Raw genomic sequence first — 16,549 nt, forward strand, 5'->3', positions numbered from 1 at the left:
GCTCGTTCATTCCGGCAGTGGGGGCCGGGTGAACGGGTGCTCGTCAGCGCTTGGCACCATGGTATCGGTCCCGCTGGACCGCGGTTCAACTGAGGGCTGTGCCGATCGAATCGACGGGCGGCGACGAAACTGGCGGCGCGGACGGCTGGCGCAGACCGCCCTGTTCTGCGTACCGTGGGGATGTGCGTGACCATCTACCACCTGGCTTGCCGCCGGATCCGTTCGCCGGAGACCCCGCCGACCCGTCCGCCGCGCTCGATGCCATCGAGCCGGGGGAGCCGCTGGATCCTCATGAGCGCCTTGCGGTCGAAGAGGATCTCGCCGATCTCGCAGTCTACGAGGCGCTACTGGCCCACCGCGGTATCCGCGGGTTGGTGGTGAGCTGCGAGGACTGTCGGCAGGATCACTATCACGACTGGGATATGCTCCGCGCCAATCTGTTACAACTCCTGGTCGACGGCACCGTCCGCCCGCATGAGCCCGCCTACGATCCGACTCCGGAAGCCTACGTCACCTGGGATTATTGCCGCGGCTACGCCGATGCCTCGATGAACGAGGCGTTCCACGGCGACGGGTTCGACGCTTTCGACAGCTGAGCCGGAACAGCCGGCCGGTCCGGCACGATCGGCCGCCACCGCGACGGCCGATCGGTTTTTCGTGGCCGCGGTTCGGGGCGCAGCGCACACAACAGACTTACTTACGAGAACGAGTGGCCGTCCACCTCAGGTGGACGGCCACTCGTTTCGAAGAATCCTGTTTACCGAACCGAGAGATACACCACCCTCAGTTCGTCGAGCCGCCCGGCGCGATTGTGGTCGGCGCCTGCTGCGGTGCCGACGGGGCCTGCTGCGGAACGGACGGAGCCCCGGTCGGCGGAACCTCCGGAATGGAGGGTTCCGCCGGACCGGGGGAGCTGATCGTCGACGGGGCCGGGCTGGACGGCTCCACCTGGTCGATCCCGGGACCGTCCGATGTGGTCGGCGCCGGAGGGTTGGGGGCGGTGGTGTCGTCCGGTGCGAGGTCCGGGGCGGTTGTTATATCCGGTGCGTCCGTATCCGGAGCGGGACGATCGGGTGCCGGACGATCGGGTGCGCTGGTATCCGGTGCGCCGGGCTTGTCCTCACCCGGCCCCGGCACCACCTCCATCGGTAGCGGATTGTCCGCTCCGGGTGTGGTGGTCACCGTGCTACCGGGGCGCTCCGAAGTGCCGCCTGGCGATACCGGCTTCACCGGGGCTCCTGGAAGAGGGGCGGGAGCCGACTCCTCGAGCTGTGCCGCGATCTCCGGGGCGACCTTGCCGACCTGGTCGACCAGTTGACGCCAGCGGTCGGCGAGCTCGTTGCGTTTGGCCGGATCATCGACCTGGGTCGCATTGGCCGAAGCCTGTTCCAGCCGGGCCTTGGCTTGATCCGGCTTACCCTCCTCGAGGAGGGCCTCCGCGGCGGCCAAGTTGTCGTCGGCGTACTGCACGACCGTGCTCTGCGCCTGTTCGCTGAAGACCACCTCTTTGACGCGCCACAGCGCGTCACCGGGCTCGGCCTGATAGGAGAAGACCGACAGCCCGCCGAACACCAGGGCCAATGCGGCCGCCGTGGTGGCGATGGGACGCAGCAGCCGTAATCGTCCACCGGACTGGGCGCCGATCCGCGCCTGCCGTGCGCCTATCTCCTGATTGACCGCCGCTACCACGGTATCGAGATCGGGCGCCCCCGGTAGCGGCGGCGCCACGATCTCGGCCCGCCAATCCGCCAGCAATGTCGCCAGCTGGAGTTCCTCGGCGCTCTCGGTAGGGATGGGTCCGCCACGGGCGATAGCGTCGATCAGTTCGTCATCACGACGGACCGCGCTGATATCGACCGGTTCGGACCCGCCACCGGAGCCCTCGGCGTAGGGATCGGTGTTCCGCGATACACGCCGCGCCCGCTTTTCGCCCCGACCGCGCCCGCCATCCCTAGCCATATATTTCACCTGCCCTCGCCACTTGTGCCTTCAATTTTGCGAGCGCCCTGTGCTGGGCGACCCGTATCGCTCCCGCCGTACTGCCCACGGCGGTCGCGGTTTCCTCCGCTGACAGACCCATCACCAATCGCAGGATCAGGATCTCCCGATGTTTCTCCGGCAACGTGGCCAGCAGAGTGTTCATCTGCCGGCTCGTTTCGGATTCGAGAGCTCGCTGCTCCGGCCCGTGGTCGGTGGATATGACATCTGGTACTTCGGCCATCGCCTCCGCCTTGTTACGGGAGGCGTTGCGATGGGCGTCGGCGACCTTGTGCGAAGCGATTCCGTATACGAAGGCCATGAACGGCCTGCCCTGGTCCTGATACCTGGGCAGGGCGGTCATGACCGCTAGACAAACCTCCTGCGCGACGTCGTCCGCAGAGAGTTGTCCACGCTCCGCGGCACCGATCCGAGCGCGGCAATATCGCATCACCAGCGGACGGACCATCTCCAGTACCTGAGCTAGAGCGGACCTGTCGCCCTGCGCAGCGGCGGCAACGGCGCGGTCCATCTCTTCGCCCGTGTGCGTCATCGTCAGCGGATTTCCTGGCGTTACAAAGTGGCACGGCCGGGTACGACCGGTGCTTCCGCCGGTCCAGCGGAACGGGATCAACAATAGGACACTGCCGCCGGCGAGGGTCGAGACGGTAGAACCTCGGCTACCACTCAGTGTCGTGAAAACGACCGCCACGCCGGGTGATCAGCACGCGACACGCCTCGGCATCGGCGGTCGCCGCGTCGTGGGCGGCGCCGGGGGCGGTGAGACCGGCCCGCAACATGGCACCGGCCCAGCGCAGCGGCAGGAGCCCGGACACACGGCACTGTTCGTCGACGAGGTCGGCGAGTCGCACCGCCCGGGCTATATCACCTGTCACACCTGTGGACGCCGCGACGAGGAGCCGCGATTTCACCTGATGGCGGATCGAGGGACCGCGCTCGGCCATGGCGAGCGCGGTTTCGGCGTCGGCCAGGGCGTCATCGCCTCGGCCGCCGGCGAGCGCCGTCTCGGCGCGCACCCAGTACAGCCGGATCAGAGCGCGGGAACGGTCCGGCCCGGCCGGGGCGGACCGGCCGGGCATCCGCGCGTCCGTCTCCGGACGGGCGCCCGCGGCCTCCAGCAGCGCCGCACAGCGGTCCAGCAGCCGGGTGGCCAGCGTGAGCCGACCGGCGCCCAGCGCGTCGGCCGCCAAGCCGATCAGGGCGTCGGCCGCCGCGTCGAGGAGGTCGGGCGCGCCGTCGTAACTCCGAGACCCGTCATCGGCCGAGGTCCCGATGCCGGACCGGTCGGCTGTGCGGGACTGTGCTTCGTCCGGCGCGACACTGTGCCGCGCGGACAGTCGGGGCAGTACCAGGACGGCGGCGCGACCGTCGTCGTGGGCGGCGCGGGCATGCCGGCCGAGCTGTCGCAACAGTGAACCTTCGGTGGACGCGCCGAGCGATAGCAGAACCGGATCAGTTGTGGATATGCGGAGCCGGCGCAACGCCGCCCGGGCGGCCGCGTAGTGCCCCGCGCCCCCCAGGGCCACGGCTTGCCACCATATTTCGAGGCCGGTCCGCGGCTCCGGCAACTCGGCAGCGGATAGGCCGGCCAGCGCACCGAACGCTGAACCGGCGAGCTGGGCGGAGGAAGTTTCGGACGTGAGAACCGGGGCGGACACCGGTGCACTGTACCGGCGCCCGGCCGGACTCCCGGCGCGGAAGCCGCACCCAGGCGGAGAAAATCAGCTGTTCAGCAATCTTCCAGCATTATAAGAATCACTCGTGTTTCGATCAGGTTAATCTCGGCCGATCAATCCATGAGCAGATACGCATCGAATTAGGCGGCGTTTCGCTTAATTAACCTGGAGGCCGTCCAGCGGCCATCTGTAATCGTATCGAGATCGGGGAAACCGCCGGACCCCCGGACCCGCACAGCGCACACATTTCGGTCCGGACCGTTTGCAACTGCCCAGCTATTCGCCGCTACCTGCGAAAACAGCTTCCACCACCGAGGACGCCGAGGCCCCAGCACCAGGGCAACCACACAGTATCGCCGGGATATTAGCGGAAGTAAACAGCCACATGGGTTAAATTCAGGCCGCAAAATATCCGATAAATCAGCGAACCAAACTGTTGACGGAATTTCCCCGTTACCCCTAACGTAACTCATCGCTACGAACGGCGCCGGGCGAAATCGCAGCGGATGCCGACGGTCCGGGCGTTCACACGAACGCCGGGCACCAACGAGAAGTTGACCCATCACTCGCTCGACAATGCCGACGAGCTCGCGTCTACGAGGAGTTCAACCCATGCCCATGCCCACCCACCTTCCCGGGCCGAACGCCGATATCTGGGACTGGCAGATGCGCGGTTCCTGCCGGGGTGTGGACTCGGCGGTGTTCTTCCATCCGGACGGCGAGCGTGGCAGAGCCCGGGCCGCGCGCGAGATGCGCGCCAAGGAAATCTGCCGTACCTGCCCTGTTCTGATGCAGTGCCGTTCACATGCGCTGAAGGTCAGTGAGCCCTACGGCATCTGGGGCGGTATGTCGGAAACCGAACGTGAGATGCACGCGCGCCGTAACCGCCGACGGATGGCGGTCTGACCCACCACCGGTCACGCGGGCCACGCACGGCCCTCGCGGTGGTGTGGACATCGCCCCTTCGCGGTCGCGACACCGCCTCTTCCCCGGGGCCGCATACGGTCTCGGTCATAGCGGGGAGTTATTGTTATGACCGATGACACAAGAGAGTATCGAGCTCTCAGCGCTGTTGCAGCGCTGTGGCCATTCGGACGCCGAGGCTTTTGCCGAGCTCTACGATCGAACCCGCACCCGGGTCTTCGGTCTGGTGTTGCGCGTCCTACAGGATTCGGGGTTCGCCGAGGAGACCACGCAGGAGGTCTACCTGCAGGCTTGGCGTACTGCGGCGAGTTTCGACCCGGCACGCGGTTCGGCAGTCACCTGGCTGCTGACGCTGGCCCATCGCCGCGCGGTCGACCGGGTGCGCGCCGAGCAGGCGCATACCCAGCGTGAAATCGCCTACGGTGCCCGGGTACTCGGGCACGACTACGACGAAGTCATCGAGGAGGTCGAGCGCAAGCTGGATCACCAGGCCGTGGTGGTCGGGTTGCGCACCCTGACCGATACCCAGCGGGAGGCGATCTCACTGGCCTACTACGACGGCCGGACCTACGCGGAGGTGGCGCGTCAGCTCGATATCGGCCTGCCGACCGTCAAATCCCGTATCAGAGATGGGCTGCTGCGGTTGAAGAAGAGTATGGGGGCCGGACCGCCGACGAGCGAGCGACGGCCGATACGAGAACGGGCCGTTCACATTCCGGGTTGAATGTGAACGGCCCGTTCTCTTTGTCCGAACTCCCGGCCGCCGGGCGAATACCGGCGGCCGGGGTGCTCTATCAGTGCGCGTGCGCGTGCCCGTGGTCGTCTTCCTCTTCGGCGGGCTTGTCCACCACGGCGCTTTCGGTGGTGAGCACCATCCGCGCCACCGAGGCGGCGTTGATCACGGCCGAGCGGGTCACCTTGACCGGGTCCACGACACCTTCGGCGAGCAGGTCGCCGTAGGAGAGGGTCGCGGCGTTGAATCCGGATTTGCCCTCGCCCACCTTGGTCACCACAACGGCGCCGTCGATACCGGCGTTGGCGGCGATCCAGTACAGCGGCGCCCGCAGCGCGCCCCGCAGCACCTCGGCGCCGATGGCCTCGTCACCGGACAGTCCGGCGATCAGTCCGTCGAGCTTGACGCCGGCCTGCACCAGCGCCGTACCGCCGCCGGGGACGATGCCCTCCTCGACAGCCGCCTTGGCAGCGCTGACCGCGTCCTCGACCCGGTACTTGCGCTCCTTGAGCGCGGTTTCGGTGGCAGCGCCGACCCGGATGACCGCGACACCGCCGGCCAGTTTGGCCAGCCGCTCCTCGAGCTTCTCCCGGTCCCAGTCGGAGTCGGTGGCCTCGATCTCGCGGCGCAACTGCGTACTGCGGGCGTCGATGGCGTCCTTGGTGCCCGCACCGTCGATCACCGTGGTGGTGTCCTTGGTGACCACCACACGGCGGGCCGAACCGAGTACCTCGAGGCCCGACTCGCGCAGGTTGATACCGAGATCCGGGTTGACCACGGTACCGGCGGTCACGACGGCCAGATCGTCGAGGAACGCCTTGCGGCGATCGCCGAAGAACGGAGCCTTGACCGCCACGGCCTTGATGGTCTTGCGGATGGAGTTCACGACCAGGGTGGACAGCGCCTCGCCGTCGACATCCTCGGCGATGATCAGCACCGGTTTACCGGATTCGGCGATCTTCTCCAGCAGCGGCAGCAGATCCGGCAGCGAGCTGATCTTCTCGCGGTGCAGCAGGATCAGCGTGTCCTCCAGCACAGCTTCCTGGCTGTCGGCGTCGGTGATGAAGTAGGGCGAGAGGTAGCCCTTGTCGAACTGCACACCCTCGGTGACGACGAGTTCGGTCTGCAGGGTCGAGGACTCCTCGACGGTGACCACGCCGTCCTTGCCGACCGTGGTCAGTGCCTTGCCGACCATTTCGCCGATGACCTCGTCCCGCGAGGAGACGGTGGCGACCTGGGCGATGGCCTGTTCGCCACTGACCGGGGTGGCCGCGGCCAGCAGGGCCTCGGAGACCGCCTCGGCGGCCTTGCCCAGGCCGGAGCCGATGGCGATCGGGTTGGCGCCCGCGGCGATGTTCTTCAGACCGCCGCGCACCATCGCCTGGGCCAGCACGGTGGCGGTGGTGGTGCCGTCGCCGGCGACATCGTTGGTCTTGGTGGCGACGCTCTTGACCAGCTGAGCGCCGAGGTTCTCGAACGGGTCGTCGAGATCGATATCACGCGCGATGGTGACGCCGTCGTTGGTGACGGTCGGGCCGCCGAACGATTTGGCCAGCACCACATGCCGGCCGCGCGGCCCGAGGGTGACCTTGACCGCGTCGGCGAGTTTGTCGACACCGCGCTCCAGCGCCCGGCGAGCCTGCTCGTCGAACTGGATCTGCTTTGCCATAAGTGTTCGCTCCTGTATCTGGTGCGCTTCGAGTTGTGTGGCACAACGCACTCCGCCCCGGGTCACCGTGCGACACCGGGGCGGAACGCATGCGCGGCAGTCGGTTACTTGCCGACGACGGCCAGCACGTCGCGCGCGGACAGGATCAGGTATTCCTCACCCTGGTACTTGATCTCGGTACCGCCGTACTTGCTGTAGATGACGGTGTCGCCCTCCTGGACATCCAGCGGGATGCGCTTCTCACCTTCGTCGGCCCACCGGCCGGGGCCGACGGCGACAACGGTGCCTTCCTGCGGCTTCTCCTTGGCCGTATCGGGGATGACCAGGCCGGAGGCGGTCGTCGTCTCGGCCTCGTTGGCCTGGACGAGGATCTTGTCCTCGAGCGGCTTGATGTTCACGCTCGCCACGTTGAGCCCTCCACTTTCAGGGGATAACGGTCGTCCGGAACTGTTGTCCCGGACCATCGATTCGGTCACGATGCTGACCCTGCGCAAAGCCCCGTCGTCGCGGGTGCCGGGACCGCCTGCTCAGTAGTCAAGCTGGCACCGGAGCAACAATCGGTGCCAGCTAGCACTCTATACATGAGAGTGCCAGCGCTCAAGGGCGGGCGGTGCCAACGCTCCGACTTCGGGCGAAAAAACGATCTTGCTGTCACCAAGACGCCACAAAGCCGAGGTCGCTGGTCGTCGGGCCGCGACGGCAGACGGCCGGCGGCCCCGAAGAAACAGGGCTTCCCAATGATTCTCCGACTCTGTAACGTTCGGATAACAGATCGTGGCACCATGTTGATGGTTGTTCGTGAAACCACCGCTCCCCGCAGACGGCGGTGGTTTCGCGGACAGCCTTGGCTCATGTCCGGACCAGCCGGCGCGAACGACGAGGTTCCGCTCGAAAGGAGGTGAACAGAATATGCGTACGTCGCTCGGTATCTCCGCCGGGAACGAAGTGGTGTGCTCCGCGCTCGTCACCACCGCGGCGAACGGCGCGCGGAAATTCGACTACCGAGTCGTCTCGGCGGACGCGCATTCCGACCTCGGCGATCTCGTCGCGTCCTCGATCGAGCTGATGACCACCCAGCTCCCCGCGAGCCATCCGCCCGAAGTGGTTTTCGGCCCCCACGTTCCCGCCCCCCAGACTTCCGGCCTGGATGTCATCGCCGACCGCCCGCCCACCGGTGTCGCCGTGGCCTACCGCAGCAAGGAACAGGCACAGGCGATCCGGATGGCCACCGGCAGACACCGGGAACCGCAACTGGTCCAGGAAACCACCGCGGCGCTGACCTTCCTGCGCGATACCGGCCTGCTGGACCGCTACGGCACGGTCGCCGTGATCGATCTGGGTGCCTCCGGCTGCACCGTCACGGTGGCCGACCCGGCCGACGGTGCGGTCCTGCACACCGCGCGCAGCACGACGGTCAGCGGGCGCACGATCGACGATCTCCTCTACCGGCACCTGGTCGATCAGCACTACGCCCGCCGGGGCACCCGGCCCAACCGCAGCGTGCTGGTGAACCGGGCGCGCACCGCCAAGGAACACCTGTCGGTGACCCAGGCCGTCACCATCGACCATATCGCCGGCCGGCCACTCAAACTCACCCGTACCGATTTCGAATCGCTCACCGCCGGGCTGCTGGAGGAACTGGCGCGGTTCACGACGATGACCTTCGGCCTGGCCGACCGGACCCCCGAAGCCGTCGTGGTGATCGGCGGCGGGGCCAATATCCCGGCCGTGCTGGAAACGCTGCGCGACGAACTGGACCTGCCGGTGCTGACGGTGCCGGACCCGGATGCCGTGATCGCCAAAGGCGCCGCGCTGGTGGCCGATACGGCCCGCGCCGCCGCGCCGGCGGGCGCGCTCACTCCCGATAAATCCGGCAACACCCTGCTCAAGGCGTTCGGTACGATCGCCGGCGCGATCGTGGTGGTCGGCCTGATCGTCGGGTACGGGATGAACACCGGGACCCCCGATTCCGAGGACGAGGTCTCCCCCGCCGGGACGACCAGCAGCGCGCAACTGCCTCCCGCGACCACGGTCGCCCCCACGACCACCACCGTGGTGCCGACCACGACCGCGGAGGTCCCGGAGCAGCCCGTCGAGGAGCCCTACACGCCGACCTACGAACCGACCTACGAACCGCCGGTCGTCACCGACCCGAGCACGGGCGAAGCACCGTCCACGAGCACATCCGGTGAACCCACGACGTCCACCGGACCGACGACCACCACCGGCTCCGCCGCGGCCCCACCGCAACCGACCCAGCCGACACTGCGCCCGGATCCCAATCTGCCGCGCATCCCCTTCCCAGAAGGACTGGGCCCCGGCGTTCTCGCACCACCGGCGCCCACCGAGGAGCCACCGGCGCCGAATACGCCGTCCACCTCGGACGCCCCGTCCGACAGTGACACCCGGAGCACCGAGACCACCCTCCAGGTGACGCCACCGCCACCCGTGCCCCGGCTTCCGGGTACCGGTTCATCGGGATAGGGAACGCTTCCGCTCAGCCCACCTGGCTGACCGAAACCGGCAGCCCCGGATCGCTCGCCACCGACAGCGGCGACGGCGCGGCACCGCCGCCGATCACATGCGCGCCCAGCGCCGCGATCATCACACCGTTATCGGTGCACAATCGCGGTTTCGGAATGCGCAGCGTCAAACCCGCCGCGGCACAACGCTCCTCGGCCAGCGAACGGATGCGGGTGTTCGCCGTCGCGCCGCCGCCGAGCACAAGGGTGTCCACCCCGACATCCTGGGCCGCCCGGATCGCTTTCATGGTCAGTACGTCGGCGACCGCCTCTTGGAAGGAGGCCGCGATATCGGGGATCGGCAGCTGTTCGACGCCCTGTCGGTGGAGGCCCTCGACATACCGTGCCACCGCGGTTTTCAGGCCGGAGAAAGAGAAGTCGTAGCGCGGGTCGCGGGGGCCGGTCATACCTCGTGGGAAGGCGATGGCCGACGGGTCGCCGGTGAGCGCGGCCGCGTCCAGCGCCGGGCCACCCGGGTAGCCGAGACCCAGCAGGCGGGCCACCTTGTCGAAAGCTTCGCCCGCGGCGTCGTCGACGGTACTGCCCAACTCGACCAGCGGCGCCGACAGATCCTTCACCTGCAGTAGATGCGTATGTCCGCCGGAAACCAGCAGGGCCACACAGGGCGGCATCGGACCGTGTTCGAGGGTGTCCACCGCGACGTGGCCACCGAGATGGTTCAGTGCGTAGAACGGGATATCCCAGGCGGCCGCATAGGCTTTCGCGGCCGCCACACCCACCAGCAGCGCACCGGCCAGACCGGGACCGATGGTCACCGCAAGGGCGTCGGGGGCGGTGATCCCGGCAGTGGACAGGGCCCGGCGCATGGCCGGCACGATCGCCTCGAGATGAGCGCGTGAGGCGATCTCGGGGACCACTCCGCCGAATCGGGCGTGCTCGGCCACACTGGAGGCGACCTCGTCGGCCAGCAGTTCACAGCTGCCGTCCGGCCGAAGGCGGACGATCCCGACACCGGTCTCGTCACAGGAACTCTCGATTCCCATGACGATCACGACAGCACCCCGTCCGGTGTGCGCGGAAGAGCGCCCGCCGGAACATCTTCCAGCGCGGGGCGCCGCATCGTGTACGCGTCCGCTCCGCTCGGGTGGTAGTAGTTCTTACGCAAACCGATGATGTGGAAACCGTGTTTGGCGTACATGGCGATCGCGGGCGCGTTATCGGTACGCACCTCCAGGAATACCGGCCCGCCGCGGCGCCCGGCCTCGGCGAGCAGGGCCTCCAGCAGCAGGGTTCCGATACCGGCACGATGGCAGACCGGGTCGACACCGATGGTGTGCACTTCGGCTTCCGGATGTTCGGCGTCGCCGAGCAACGCGATACCCGCGTAGCCCACCATGTTCCCGGCCTCGTCGCGGGCGGTGATGTAGCGGTTGTAGCGGGCGGCGAGTTCGGAACGGAAGGATACGGCCTGCCACGGATCGTCCTCGGGGAACAGCAGTTGTTCCAATTCCACACAGCCCGCGATATCGCCCGGCTCCATGGGTTCTATCCGGATACCCATCGTCACGCTCCCATCCGGTCGAGGGTGCGGTAACTGCGTTCGACCGCGTCCGGCCGCCGCAGGTACAGCGGAACCAGCGGCTCGGGTGCCGCATCCGACAGCAAGGCGGACGCCGCCACCCCGACCAGGCCGGCGGGTGACGGTGTCTGCACATTCAGTACGGGCAGGTCGAACAGCGCGGTATGGGCCGCGGAACCGGCGAGGAACGTCGCGCCGGTCACATCCAGATCGGCGGGTTTGGTCACCTCGGGTCCGGCGATCCGGCGGGCCCCCCGATCGCGGTAGCGCGCGGAATACACCTCGCGGCGGCGCGCATCGGTGACCACCAGCAGTTCGTCATCGGGACCGAGTTCACCGGCGCAGTCGGAAGCTATGGCATCCAGACTGCATACGCCGTGCACCGGAATACCCAGCGCGTCACCGAACGCGGCCGCGGTGGCCATCCCGACGCGCAGACCGGTGAACGGCCCCGGCCCTGTTCCGGCGACCACCGCCGCGATATCCGTCCGGGCCACCCCCGCTTCGGAAATACATTCCAGAATCTGCGGAGTGAGTGCCTCGGCGTGGGCGCGGGCATCGACGAGTATCCGGACGGCGAGGGTCCGCGGGCCGGCGGTGTCCGGGCTGTTCGCACCGGCCGCCTGCTCCAGTTCGACCAGTCCCGCCGTGACGGCAGGCGTCGCGGTGTCGACAGCAAGTGCAAGCATGATCTGGTCAACGATACCGGGTGACGGGTCGCACACAGTGGTGGCGCACGGCTACTCGGCGGGGCCGGTGGACACCCACTCCCAAGATGCCGTGCGCACTTCGGATTCCGGTTCCCGCGACATCCGGACCAGCAGATGCCGGCCCGTCAGCCGCTCCACCACACCGCTGCCCCATTCCACCACCACGACCGCGTCGTCTAGTTCGGTATCCAGGTCGAGGGCGTCGAGTTCGTCCAGGCTGCCGCCCAGCCGGTAGGCGTCGACGTGTACCAGCGGTACCGGTGGACCGTCCACGCGCTCGCCCGCGGGATGCCGGCGAGCGATCACGAAGGTCGGCGAACTGACCCGGCCTCCGACCCCCAGACCTGCGGCTATACCGCGGGTGAGCGCGGTCTTACCGGCGCCCAGCGGACCGTCGAGCACCACCAGATCCCCCGCTCGCAGCCCGGCGGCGAGTTCGCGGCCGAGCGCCTCGGTATCGGCGACATCCGGCAGTTCACGTTCGCCGCGCTCAGCCACCGGTGGCCTCGTAACGATCATCGTCGGCATCGACGACACCGGCGCGCAGCAGCAGCCGATCCAGGGCGGCGTTCGTTTCCTCCGGGTATTGCAGCTGCGGCATATGCGCGCATTCCGGCAGGCGGACGAGCTCGCAATCGGCCAATTCCCGGGCGAGGACCCGGGAGTTGCGGAACGGGATCACCAGATCACGACCACCGCCGAGGACCAGCACCGGAATATCGCGCAGCACCGGGAGAGCCGCGGCCTCGTCGTGTAATTCGATGGCCTTCAGGAACTTCACCACGGTTTCGACGGGTGTCCGGTCGATCATCATGGTGGTGAACCGCGACAGCGTCGCGCTCACTGTTCCGTGGAACGAACTCACATGCAGTATCGGCGTGATGATCTGACGTGCGGTGACCCGCCCGGCCTGCACCAATGCCGGCGCGGTGTGCACGGCCAGCCGGAAACCGTCGATCGCCGGGTTGCGCAGCAACTGGCCGATCCCGGCGGAGGTGATCTCCGCGGCGGCGGTGGACAGCAGCGCCACCGCACGGACCCGCTGGGCGAACAGATCACCCGCATGCGCGGCGGCGGCGAGCACGGCCATCCCGCCGAGCGAATGCCCGACCAGGATCAGCGGTCCCCGCGGCGCCCGGGCGTCGATCACCGTGAGCAGGTCCCGGCCGAGCTGGGAGACCGTACAGCTGTCGGTTTCCGGCGTGCCCGACCGGCCGTGCCCGCGCAGATCGAACAGCACCACCCGCAACCGGGAACCCCAGCGTTGCGCCAGGTGGCGGCGTTGAAAGTGGAAGGACTCCATGCTGTTACAGAAACCGTGGACGAAGATCACGGTCGCGTCGGCGTCGGCGGTACCCCATTCGCGAGTGGCCAGGCTCACCCCGTCGTCCGCGGTTACCTCACCGGCGCGGTCGAGATCGATCAGCGCGAAGTTCTCGTCCCGGTATTCGTCACGCACCGGCGGCCACAGGACTTTCGCACCGGCGCGGCGCAGCGCGTGCACCCCGGCCATGGCGCCCACGACGCCGGCCGTGGCCAGGCCGCCGCGTAACAGTGTCGTGCGTGGTTTCACCGAGCTCCTCCCCGATAGCGGCGGTGTACCCGCCCGCGCGGCGCGCACACCACTTCATAGTGGATGGTGCCGAGCAGGTCCGCCCAGTCCTGGGCGCGGGGTTCACCGCGGGTGCCGGGGCCGAACAGGATCGCGGTATCACCTTCCGCGACTCCGTCCTGGTTGTCGCCCAGGTCGACCACCAGCTGATCCATGCACACCCGGCCCCGGTTCGGCCGCCGCCGGCCGCCGACCCATACGTCGATCCGCCCGCCGAGCGGACGGAAGACACCGTCGGCATATCCGGCCGGGATCAGCGCGACCGTGGTGTCGGCGGGTGCGATCCACTCATGGCCGTAGGAAACACCCTCGCCCTTGGCGACCCGTTTGACCAGGGCGACCTCCGCCTGGAAGGTCATCGCGGGCAGGAGATCGAATTCACCGATATCCGGCACCGGGGTCAGGCCGTATACCGCGATCCCCGGGCGGACCATATCGAAAGCCAGATCCGGCCTTGTCAGGGTCGCGGCGGAATTCGCCAGATGCACCAGCTCCGGTTCGAGGCCGTATTCCTTCGCGGTGGCGATGGCCTCCAGGAAACGATCGCGCTGCACATCGATCACCGGGTGATAGGGCTCGTCGGCGTGCGCGAGATGGGAGAAGATCGCCCGGAACCGCACGACCTGCTCGTCGACCAGTTTCCGCAATTCCGCGAGCACCACGGGATAGTTGTGCGGGTCGACACCGTTGCGGTTGAGCCCGGTATCGACCTTGAGGGTGACAATGGCCCGGCGGCCCAATTGCCGCGCGGCGGTGGCGACCGCATCCAGCTGCTCCGGCGAGGAGATCCCGATCTCGATATCGGCGGCGATCGCGGCGGCGTAATCCGCATCACACACATTGAGCCAGCACAGAATAGGTGCCTCGATCCCCGCGGTGCGTAGCGCCACCGCCTCCTCGATCGTGGTGACCCCGAGCTCGGCCGCGCCCGCACCGAGCGCCGCCCGCGCGACCTCGACCGCGCCGTGGTTGTAGCCGTCGGCCTTGACCACCACCATCACCGCGGCGTCGCCGGCGTGTGCGCGCAGCACGCCCACGTTGTGCGCGATGGCGTCCAGATCGACGACGGTCTCCACTTGCCCATTCACATCTGCCGATACTGCCATCTACGCGAACGGTCCGGTGCGATGCCTACCCGCATGTGGGCACGAACGAGCCGGACAATCGGGGTACGCACCGGCACGGCCCAGGGTTCAGGCCTGCCCGGCTCGAAGGGTCGCGATGGCTGCGGGAAGGTGACGCAGCAACGGACCGGCCGAGATAGGTGCGGCGCCGGCGGCACCCGGTCTCGCGGCGTGCGCGGCGATATCGGCGGCCGCGGCATGTACCAGCGCCGCCGCCGCGGCGGCCCATCCGGGTTCCCGGCCCGCGGCCAGCAGCGAACCGATCACGCCCGACAGGATGTCGCCGGCCCCTGCCGTCGCCGCCCAGGAGCCGCCCGCCTCGTTGACCAGTAGCGGACCGCCCGGCTCGGCGATCAGGGTCGCCCGCCCCTTCAGCAGAACGGTGACCTGCCAGTCTTCGGCGAGTTCGCGGACGGCCCCGGCCCGGTCGGGACCCGGATCGCGGCCGGTCAACCTGTGGAATTCCCCGGCGTGCGGAGTGAGGACGGTGGCGGCTCGGCGGCCACGGACCAGGTCGGGCTGTTCCGCCAACAGGGTGAGCCCATCGGCATCGACGACCACCGGAAGCTCCGTGGCGAGGATCTCGGCAAGCCGGTCGCGGGCGATGCGATCGGTACCGGAGCCGGGACCGAAAACCCAGGCCTGCACCCGCCCGGCGGCGCCGAGATCGGGTGCCGCGACCACTTCGGGATACTGCGCGAGGACAGCGGACCCCGCGGAACCGACATAGCGGACCATCCCGGATGTCGCGGCCACCGCGGCCCCGGTGCACAGTACGGCCGCGCCCGGGTAGGTCTCGCTACCCGCATGAACACCGGTGACCCCTTGCGTGTACTTATCGTCTTCGGGCCCGGGAACCGGCCAGCCCGCACCCACCGCGGCGGGATCCAGGGCGGCCAGGCGCGGAGCGGGCAGACGTAATCCGATGGGCACCAACTCGATTCGGCCACACCATGCGGCCGCCAGCGCGTGCACCGGCTTCCGGGCGCCGAACGCGACGGTGACCGCCGCCCGCACCGCGGGCCCGTCGACCGCCCCGGTATCCGGATCGACCCCACTCGGCAGGTCCGCGGCGATTATCGGGACATTCAGTTCCGCAACAATTCTCGCCGCTTCGGGGCGCAACGAACCACGCCCGGAAATGCCCACGATCCCGTCCACCACCAGGTCCGCGCCGGCCAATTCGGATACTGCCGCGGCCGGATCGGCGCATACCCGCCCCCCGGCCTTCCGCAGCGCGGCCAGCCCCTTCGCATGCGCCCGGGCCGGATTCAGCAGCACCGCGGTCACCGCCACACCACGGCGGCGCAACATCGATCCCGCCCACAGTGCGTCGCCGCCGTTGTCCCCGGACCCCACCAGCAGGCCGATCTCGCGGCCCGCGACCCCGCCGCCGCGGGCGCGCAGTTCGGCCGCCACCACCGTGGCCAGCCCGTACGCCGCGCGTCGCATCGGTTCCCCCTCGGGAACCCTGGTGAACAGCTCGGCCTCCGCCGCGCGCACCTCGTCGGCGGTGTAATAGCCGGACAGCTCGGTCACCGAACACACCTCCACGGTCGACAGGTGGCGACGCCAGCAGACTACGCTTGGCCACCATGCCCAGACCTCGCCGCGCCGCAACGGCCGCCGCCGCCGGATTCACTCTCGTCGCGGCCCTGCTGTCCGGCTGCGGGTCGGACGATGCCGGTACGTCCGGAACCGATGCGCCGGGGACACATTCGCAGCAGGATCCGGAGGCGACGGTCACCGTTTTCGTCGAGGAGGACGCGTTCTCCCCGGCCGAGATCACCATCAAACCCGGCGATACCGTGGCCTGGCATTTCGACGGCGACCTGCCGCACGGTGTCCAGGGCATCGGCGATAAGTCGATGGGCCTGAACAGTCCGCTGTTCGAGGTGGGCGATTGGAGCTACACCTTCACCGCGCCGGGCGAATACCGGTACCTGTGCCCGATCCACCCGGATATGCGCGGGACGATCACCGTCGCGGAGGCATAGGCGGCCCGGTCGGCGCAGACCCGGTCAGTCCGCGCGCGGCCGGA

General features: G+C 68.4%; 17 protein-coding genes. 5 read left to right on the forward strand and 12 right to left on the reverse strand.

Annotation, left to right across the window (positions count from 1 at the left end):
• Positions 1–182 precede the first annotated feature (182 nt).
• On the forward strand, positions 183–596 hold the full coding sequence (locus tag ABZ827_RS20565; protein ID WP_030522220.1) for a DUF5319 domain-containing protein: 414 nt from the start codon (positions 183–185) through the stop codon (positions 594–596).
• A 187-nt stretch (positions 597–783) separates the two neighbouring features.
• On the opposite strand, the gene ABZ827_RS20570 is transcribed toward ABZ827_RS20565, so the two are convergent.
• The 3 genes from ABZ827_RS20570 to ABZ827_RS20580 form a co-directional block, all read right to left on the reverse strand.
• Positions 784–1,959: an anti-sigma-D factor RsdA gene (locus tag ABZ827_RS20570; RefSeq protein ID WP_357238790.1), complete on the reverse strand. Its 1,176-nt coding sequence runs from the start codon at positions 1,957–1,959 to the stop codon at positions 784–786.
• Positions 1,952–2,530, reverse strand: a complete 579-nt coding sequence (locus ABZ827_RS20575; RefSeq protein WP_357238792.1) for a sigma-70 family RNA polymerase sigma factor — start codon at positions 2,528–2,530, stop codon at positions 1,952–1,954. Before ABZ827_RS20575 ends, ABZ827_RS20570 begins: the two co-directional genes overlap by 8 nt.
• 127 nt (positions 2,531–2,657) lie before the next feature.
• Complete coding sequence (locus ABZ827_RS20580) at positions 2,658–3,656, reverse strand: hypothetical protein (protein WP_357238793.1); 999 nt, start codon at positions 3,654–3,656, stop codon at positions 2,658–2,660.
• A gap of 630 nt (positions 3,657–4,286) precedes the next feature.
• On the opposite strand from ABZ827_RS20580, the gene ABZ827_RS20585 reads away from it, so the two are divergent.
• Complete coding sequence (locus tag ABZ827_RS20585; protein ID WP_357238794.1) at positions 4,287–4,580, forward strand: WhiB family transcriptional regulator; 294 nt, start codon at positions 4,287–4,289, stop codon at positions 4,578–4,580.
• A gap of 133 nt (positions 4,581–4,713) precedes the next feature.
• Positions 4,714–5,322: an ECF RNA polymerase sigma factor SigK gene (gene sigK, locus ABZ827_RS20590; RefSeq protein WP_357238795.1), complete on the forward strand. Its 609-nt coding sequence runs from the start codon at positions 4,714–4,716 to the stop codon at positions 5,320–5,322.
• Positions 5,323–5,392: 70 nt separating this feature from the next.
• On the opposite strand, the gene groL is transcribed toward sigK, so the two are convergent.
• Together groL and groES are read right to left on the reverse strand one after the other, a co-directional pair.
• The gene (gene groL, locus ABZ827_RS20595) at positions 5,393–7,000 is read right to left on the reverse strand and encodes a chaperonin GroEL (RefSeq protein WP_357238796.1); all 1,608 of its coding nucleotides are present in this window, start codon (positions 6,998–7,000) and stop codon (positions 5,393–5,395) included.
• A gap of 104 nt (positions 7,001–7,104) precedes the next feature.
• Positions 7,105–7,407 (reverse strand): co-chaperone GroES, encoded by a 303-nt coding sequence (gene groES / locus ABZ827_RS20600; protein WP_327152586.1) that lies wholly within the window; start codon positions 7,405–7,407, stop codon positions 7,105–7,107.
• A 502-nt stretch (positions 7,408–7,909) separates the two neighbouring features.
• Here groES and ABZ827_RS20605 point away from each other — a divergent pair.
• Positions 7,910–9,484 (forward strand): Hsp70 family protein, encoded by a 1,575-nt coding sequence (locus ABZ827_RS20605; RefSeq protein WP_357238797.1) that lies wholly within the window; start codon positions 7,910–7,912, stop codon positions 9,482–9,484.
• Positions 9,485–9,497: 13 nt separating this feature from the next.
• On the opposite strand, the gene tsaD is transcribed toward ABZ827_RS20605, so the two are convergent.
• From tsaD to ABZ827_RS20640, 7 genes are all read right to left on the reverse strand, one after another.
• Positions 9,498–10,535 carry a tRNA (adenosine(37)-N6)-threonylcarbamoyltransferase complex transferase subunit TsaD gene (gene tsaD / locus ABZ827_RS20610; protein WP_357238800.1) on the reverse strand — a complete coding sequence of 346 codons (1,038 nt, stop codon included), beginning with the start codon at positions 10,533–10,535 and terminating at the stop codon, positions 9,498–9,500.
• Positions 10,532–11,044 carry a ribosomal protein S18-alanine N-acetyltransferase gene (rimI, locus tag ABZ827_RS20615; RefSeq protein ID WP_357238802.1) on the reverse strand — a complete coding sequence of 171 codons (513 nt, stop codon included), beginning with the start codon at positions 11,042–11,044 and terminating at the stop codon, positions 10,532–10,534. Before rimI ends, tsaD begins: the two co-directional genes overlap by 4 nt.
• A gap of 2 nt (positions 11,045–11,046) precedes the next feature.
• The gene (gene tsaB / locus ABZ827_RS20620; protein WP_357238804.1) at positions 11,047–11,751 is read right to left on the reverse strand and encodes a tRNA (adenosine(37)-N6)-threonylcarbamoyltransferase complex dimerization subunit type 1 TsaB; all 705 of its coding nucleotides are present in this window, start codon (positions 11,749–11,751) and stop codon (positions 11,047–11,049) included.
• 51 nt (positions 11,752–11,802) lie between these two features.
• Positions 11,803–12,270: a tRNA (adenosine(37)-N6)-threonylcarbamoyltransferase complex ATPase subunit type 1 TsaE gene (tsaE, locus tag ABZ827_RS20625; protein ID WP_357238806.1), complete on the reverse strand. Its 468-nt coding sequence runs from the start codon at positions 12,268–12,270 to the stop codon at positions 11,803–11,805.
• Complete coding sequence (locus ABZ827_RS20630; protein WP_357238987.1) at positions 12,263–13,285, reverse strand: alpha/beta hydrolase; 1,023 nt, start codon at positions 13,283–13,285, stop codon at positions 12,263–12,265. Before ABZ827_RS20630 ends, tsaE begins: the two co-directional genes overlap by 8 nt.
• Positions 13,286–13,341: 56 nt before the next feature.
• Positions 13,342–14,490 (reverse strand): alanine racemase, encoded by a 1,149-nt coding sequence (gene alr, locus ABZ827_RS20635; RefSeq protein ID WP_357238808.1) that lies wholly within the window; start codon positions 14,488–14,490, stop codon positions 13,342–13,344.
• Between the two features lie 87 nt (positions 14,491–14,577).
• Positions 14,578–16,038, reverse strand: a complete 1,461-nt coding sequence (locus tag ABZ827_RS20640) for an NAD(P)H-hydrate dehydratase (RefSeq protein ID WP_357238989.1) — start codon at positions 16,036–16,038, stop codon at positions 14,578–14,580.
• A gap of 65 nt (positions 16,039–16,103) precedes the next feature.
• On the opposite strand from ABZ827_RS20640, the gene ABZ827_RS20645 reads away from it, so the two are divergent.
• Positions 16,104–16,505, forward strand: a complete 402-nt coding sequence (locus tag ABZ827_RS20645) for a plastocyanin/azurin family copper-binding protein (RefSeq protein WP_357238810.1) — start codon at positions 16,104–16,106, stop codon at positions 16,503–16,505.
• Positions 16,506–16,549: the final 44 nt, after the last annotated feature.

Origin of the sequence: Nocardia sp. NPDC019395 (genome assembly GCF_040632335.1) — a bacterium.
Lineage (GTDB): Bacteria > Actinomycetota > Actinomycetes > Mycobacteriales > Mycobacteriaceae > Nocardia.

Bases quoted from the DNA above. Each gene is read 5' to 3' on its own strand.
- groL (WP_357238796.1), bottom strand. From the start codon at position 7,000: ATGGCAAAGCAGATCCAGTTCGACGAGCAGGCTCGCCGGGCGCTGGAG.
- ABZ827_RS20570 (WP_357238790.1), bottom strand. From the start codon at position 1,959: ATGGCTAGGGATGGCGGGCGCGGTCGGGGCGAAAAGCGGGCGCGGCGT.
- ABZ827_RS20645 (WP_357238810.1), top strand. From the start codon at position 16,104: ATGCCCAGACCTCGCCGCGCCGCAACGGCCGCCGCCGCCGGATTCACT.
- ABZ827_RS20605 (WP_357238797.1), top strand. From the start codon at position 7,910: ATGCGTACGTCGCTCGGTATCTCCGCCGGGAACGAAGTGGTGTGCTCC.
- tsaB (WP_357238804.1), bottom strand. From the start codon at position 11,751: ATGCTTGCACTTGCTGTCGACACCGCGACGCCTGCCGTCACGGCGGGA.
- rimI (WP_357238802.1), bottom strand. From the start codon at position 11,044: ATGGGTATCCGGATAGAACCCATGGAGCCGGGCGATATCGCGGGCTGT.
- ABZ827_RS20575 (WP_357238792.1), bottom strand. From the start codon at position 2,530: ATGACGCACACGGGCGAAGAGATGGACCGCGCCGTTGCCGCCGCTGCG.
- ABZ827_RS20630 (WP_357238987.1), bottom strand. From the start codon at position 13,285: ATGGCCGGGGTGCACGCGCTGCGCCGCGCCGGTGCGAAAGTCCTGTGG.
- ABZ827_RS20585 (WP_357238794.1), top strand. From the start codon at position 4,287: ATGCCCATGCCCACCCACCTTCCCGGGCCGAACGCCGATATCTGGGAC.
- sigK (WP_357238795.1), top strand. From the start codon at position 4,714: ATGACACAAGAGAGTATCGAGCTCTCAGCGCTGTTGCAGCGCTGTGGC.
- alr (WP_357238808.1), bottom strand. From the start codon at position 14,490: ATGGCAGTATCGGCAGATGTGAATGGGCAAGTGGAGACCGTCGTCGAT.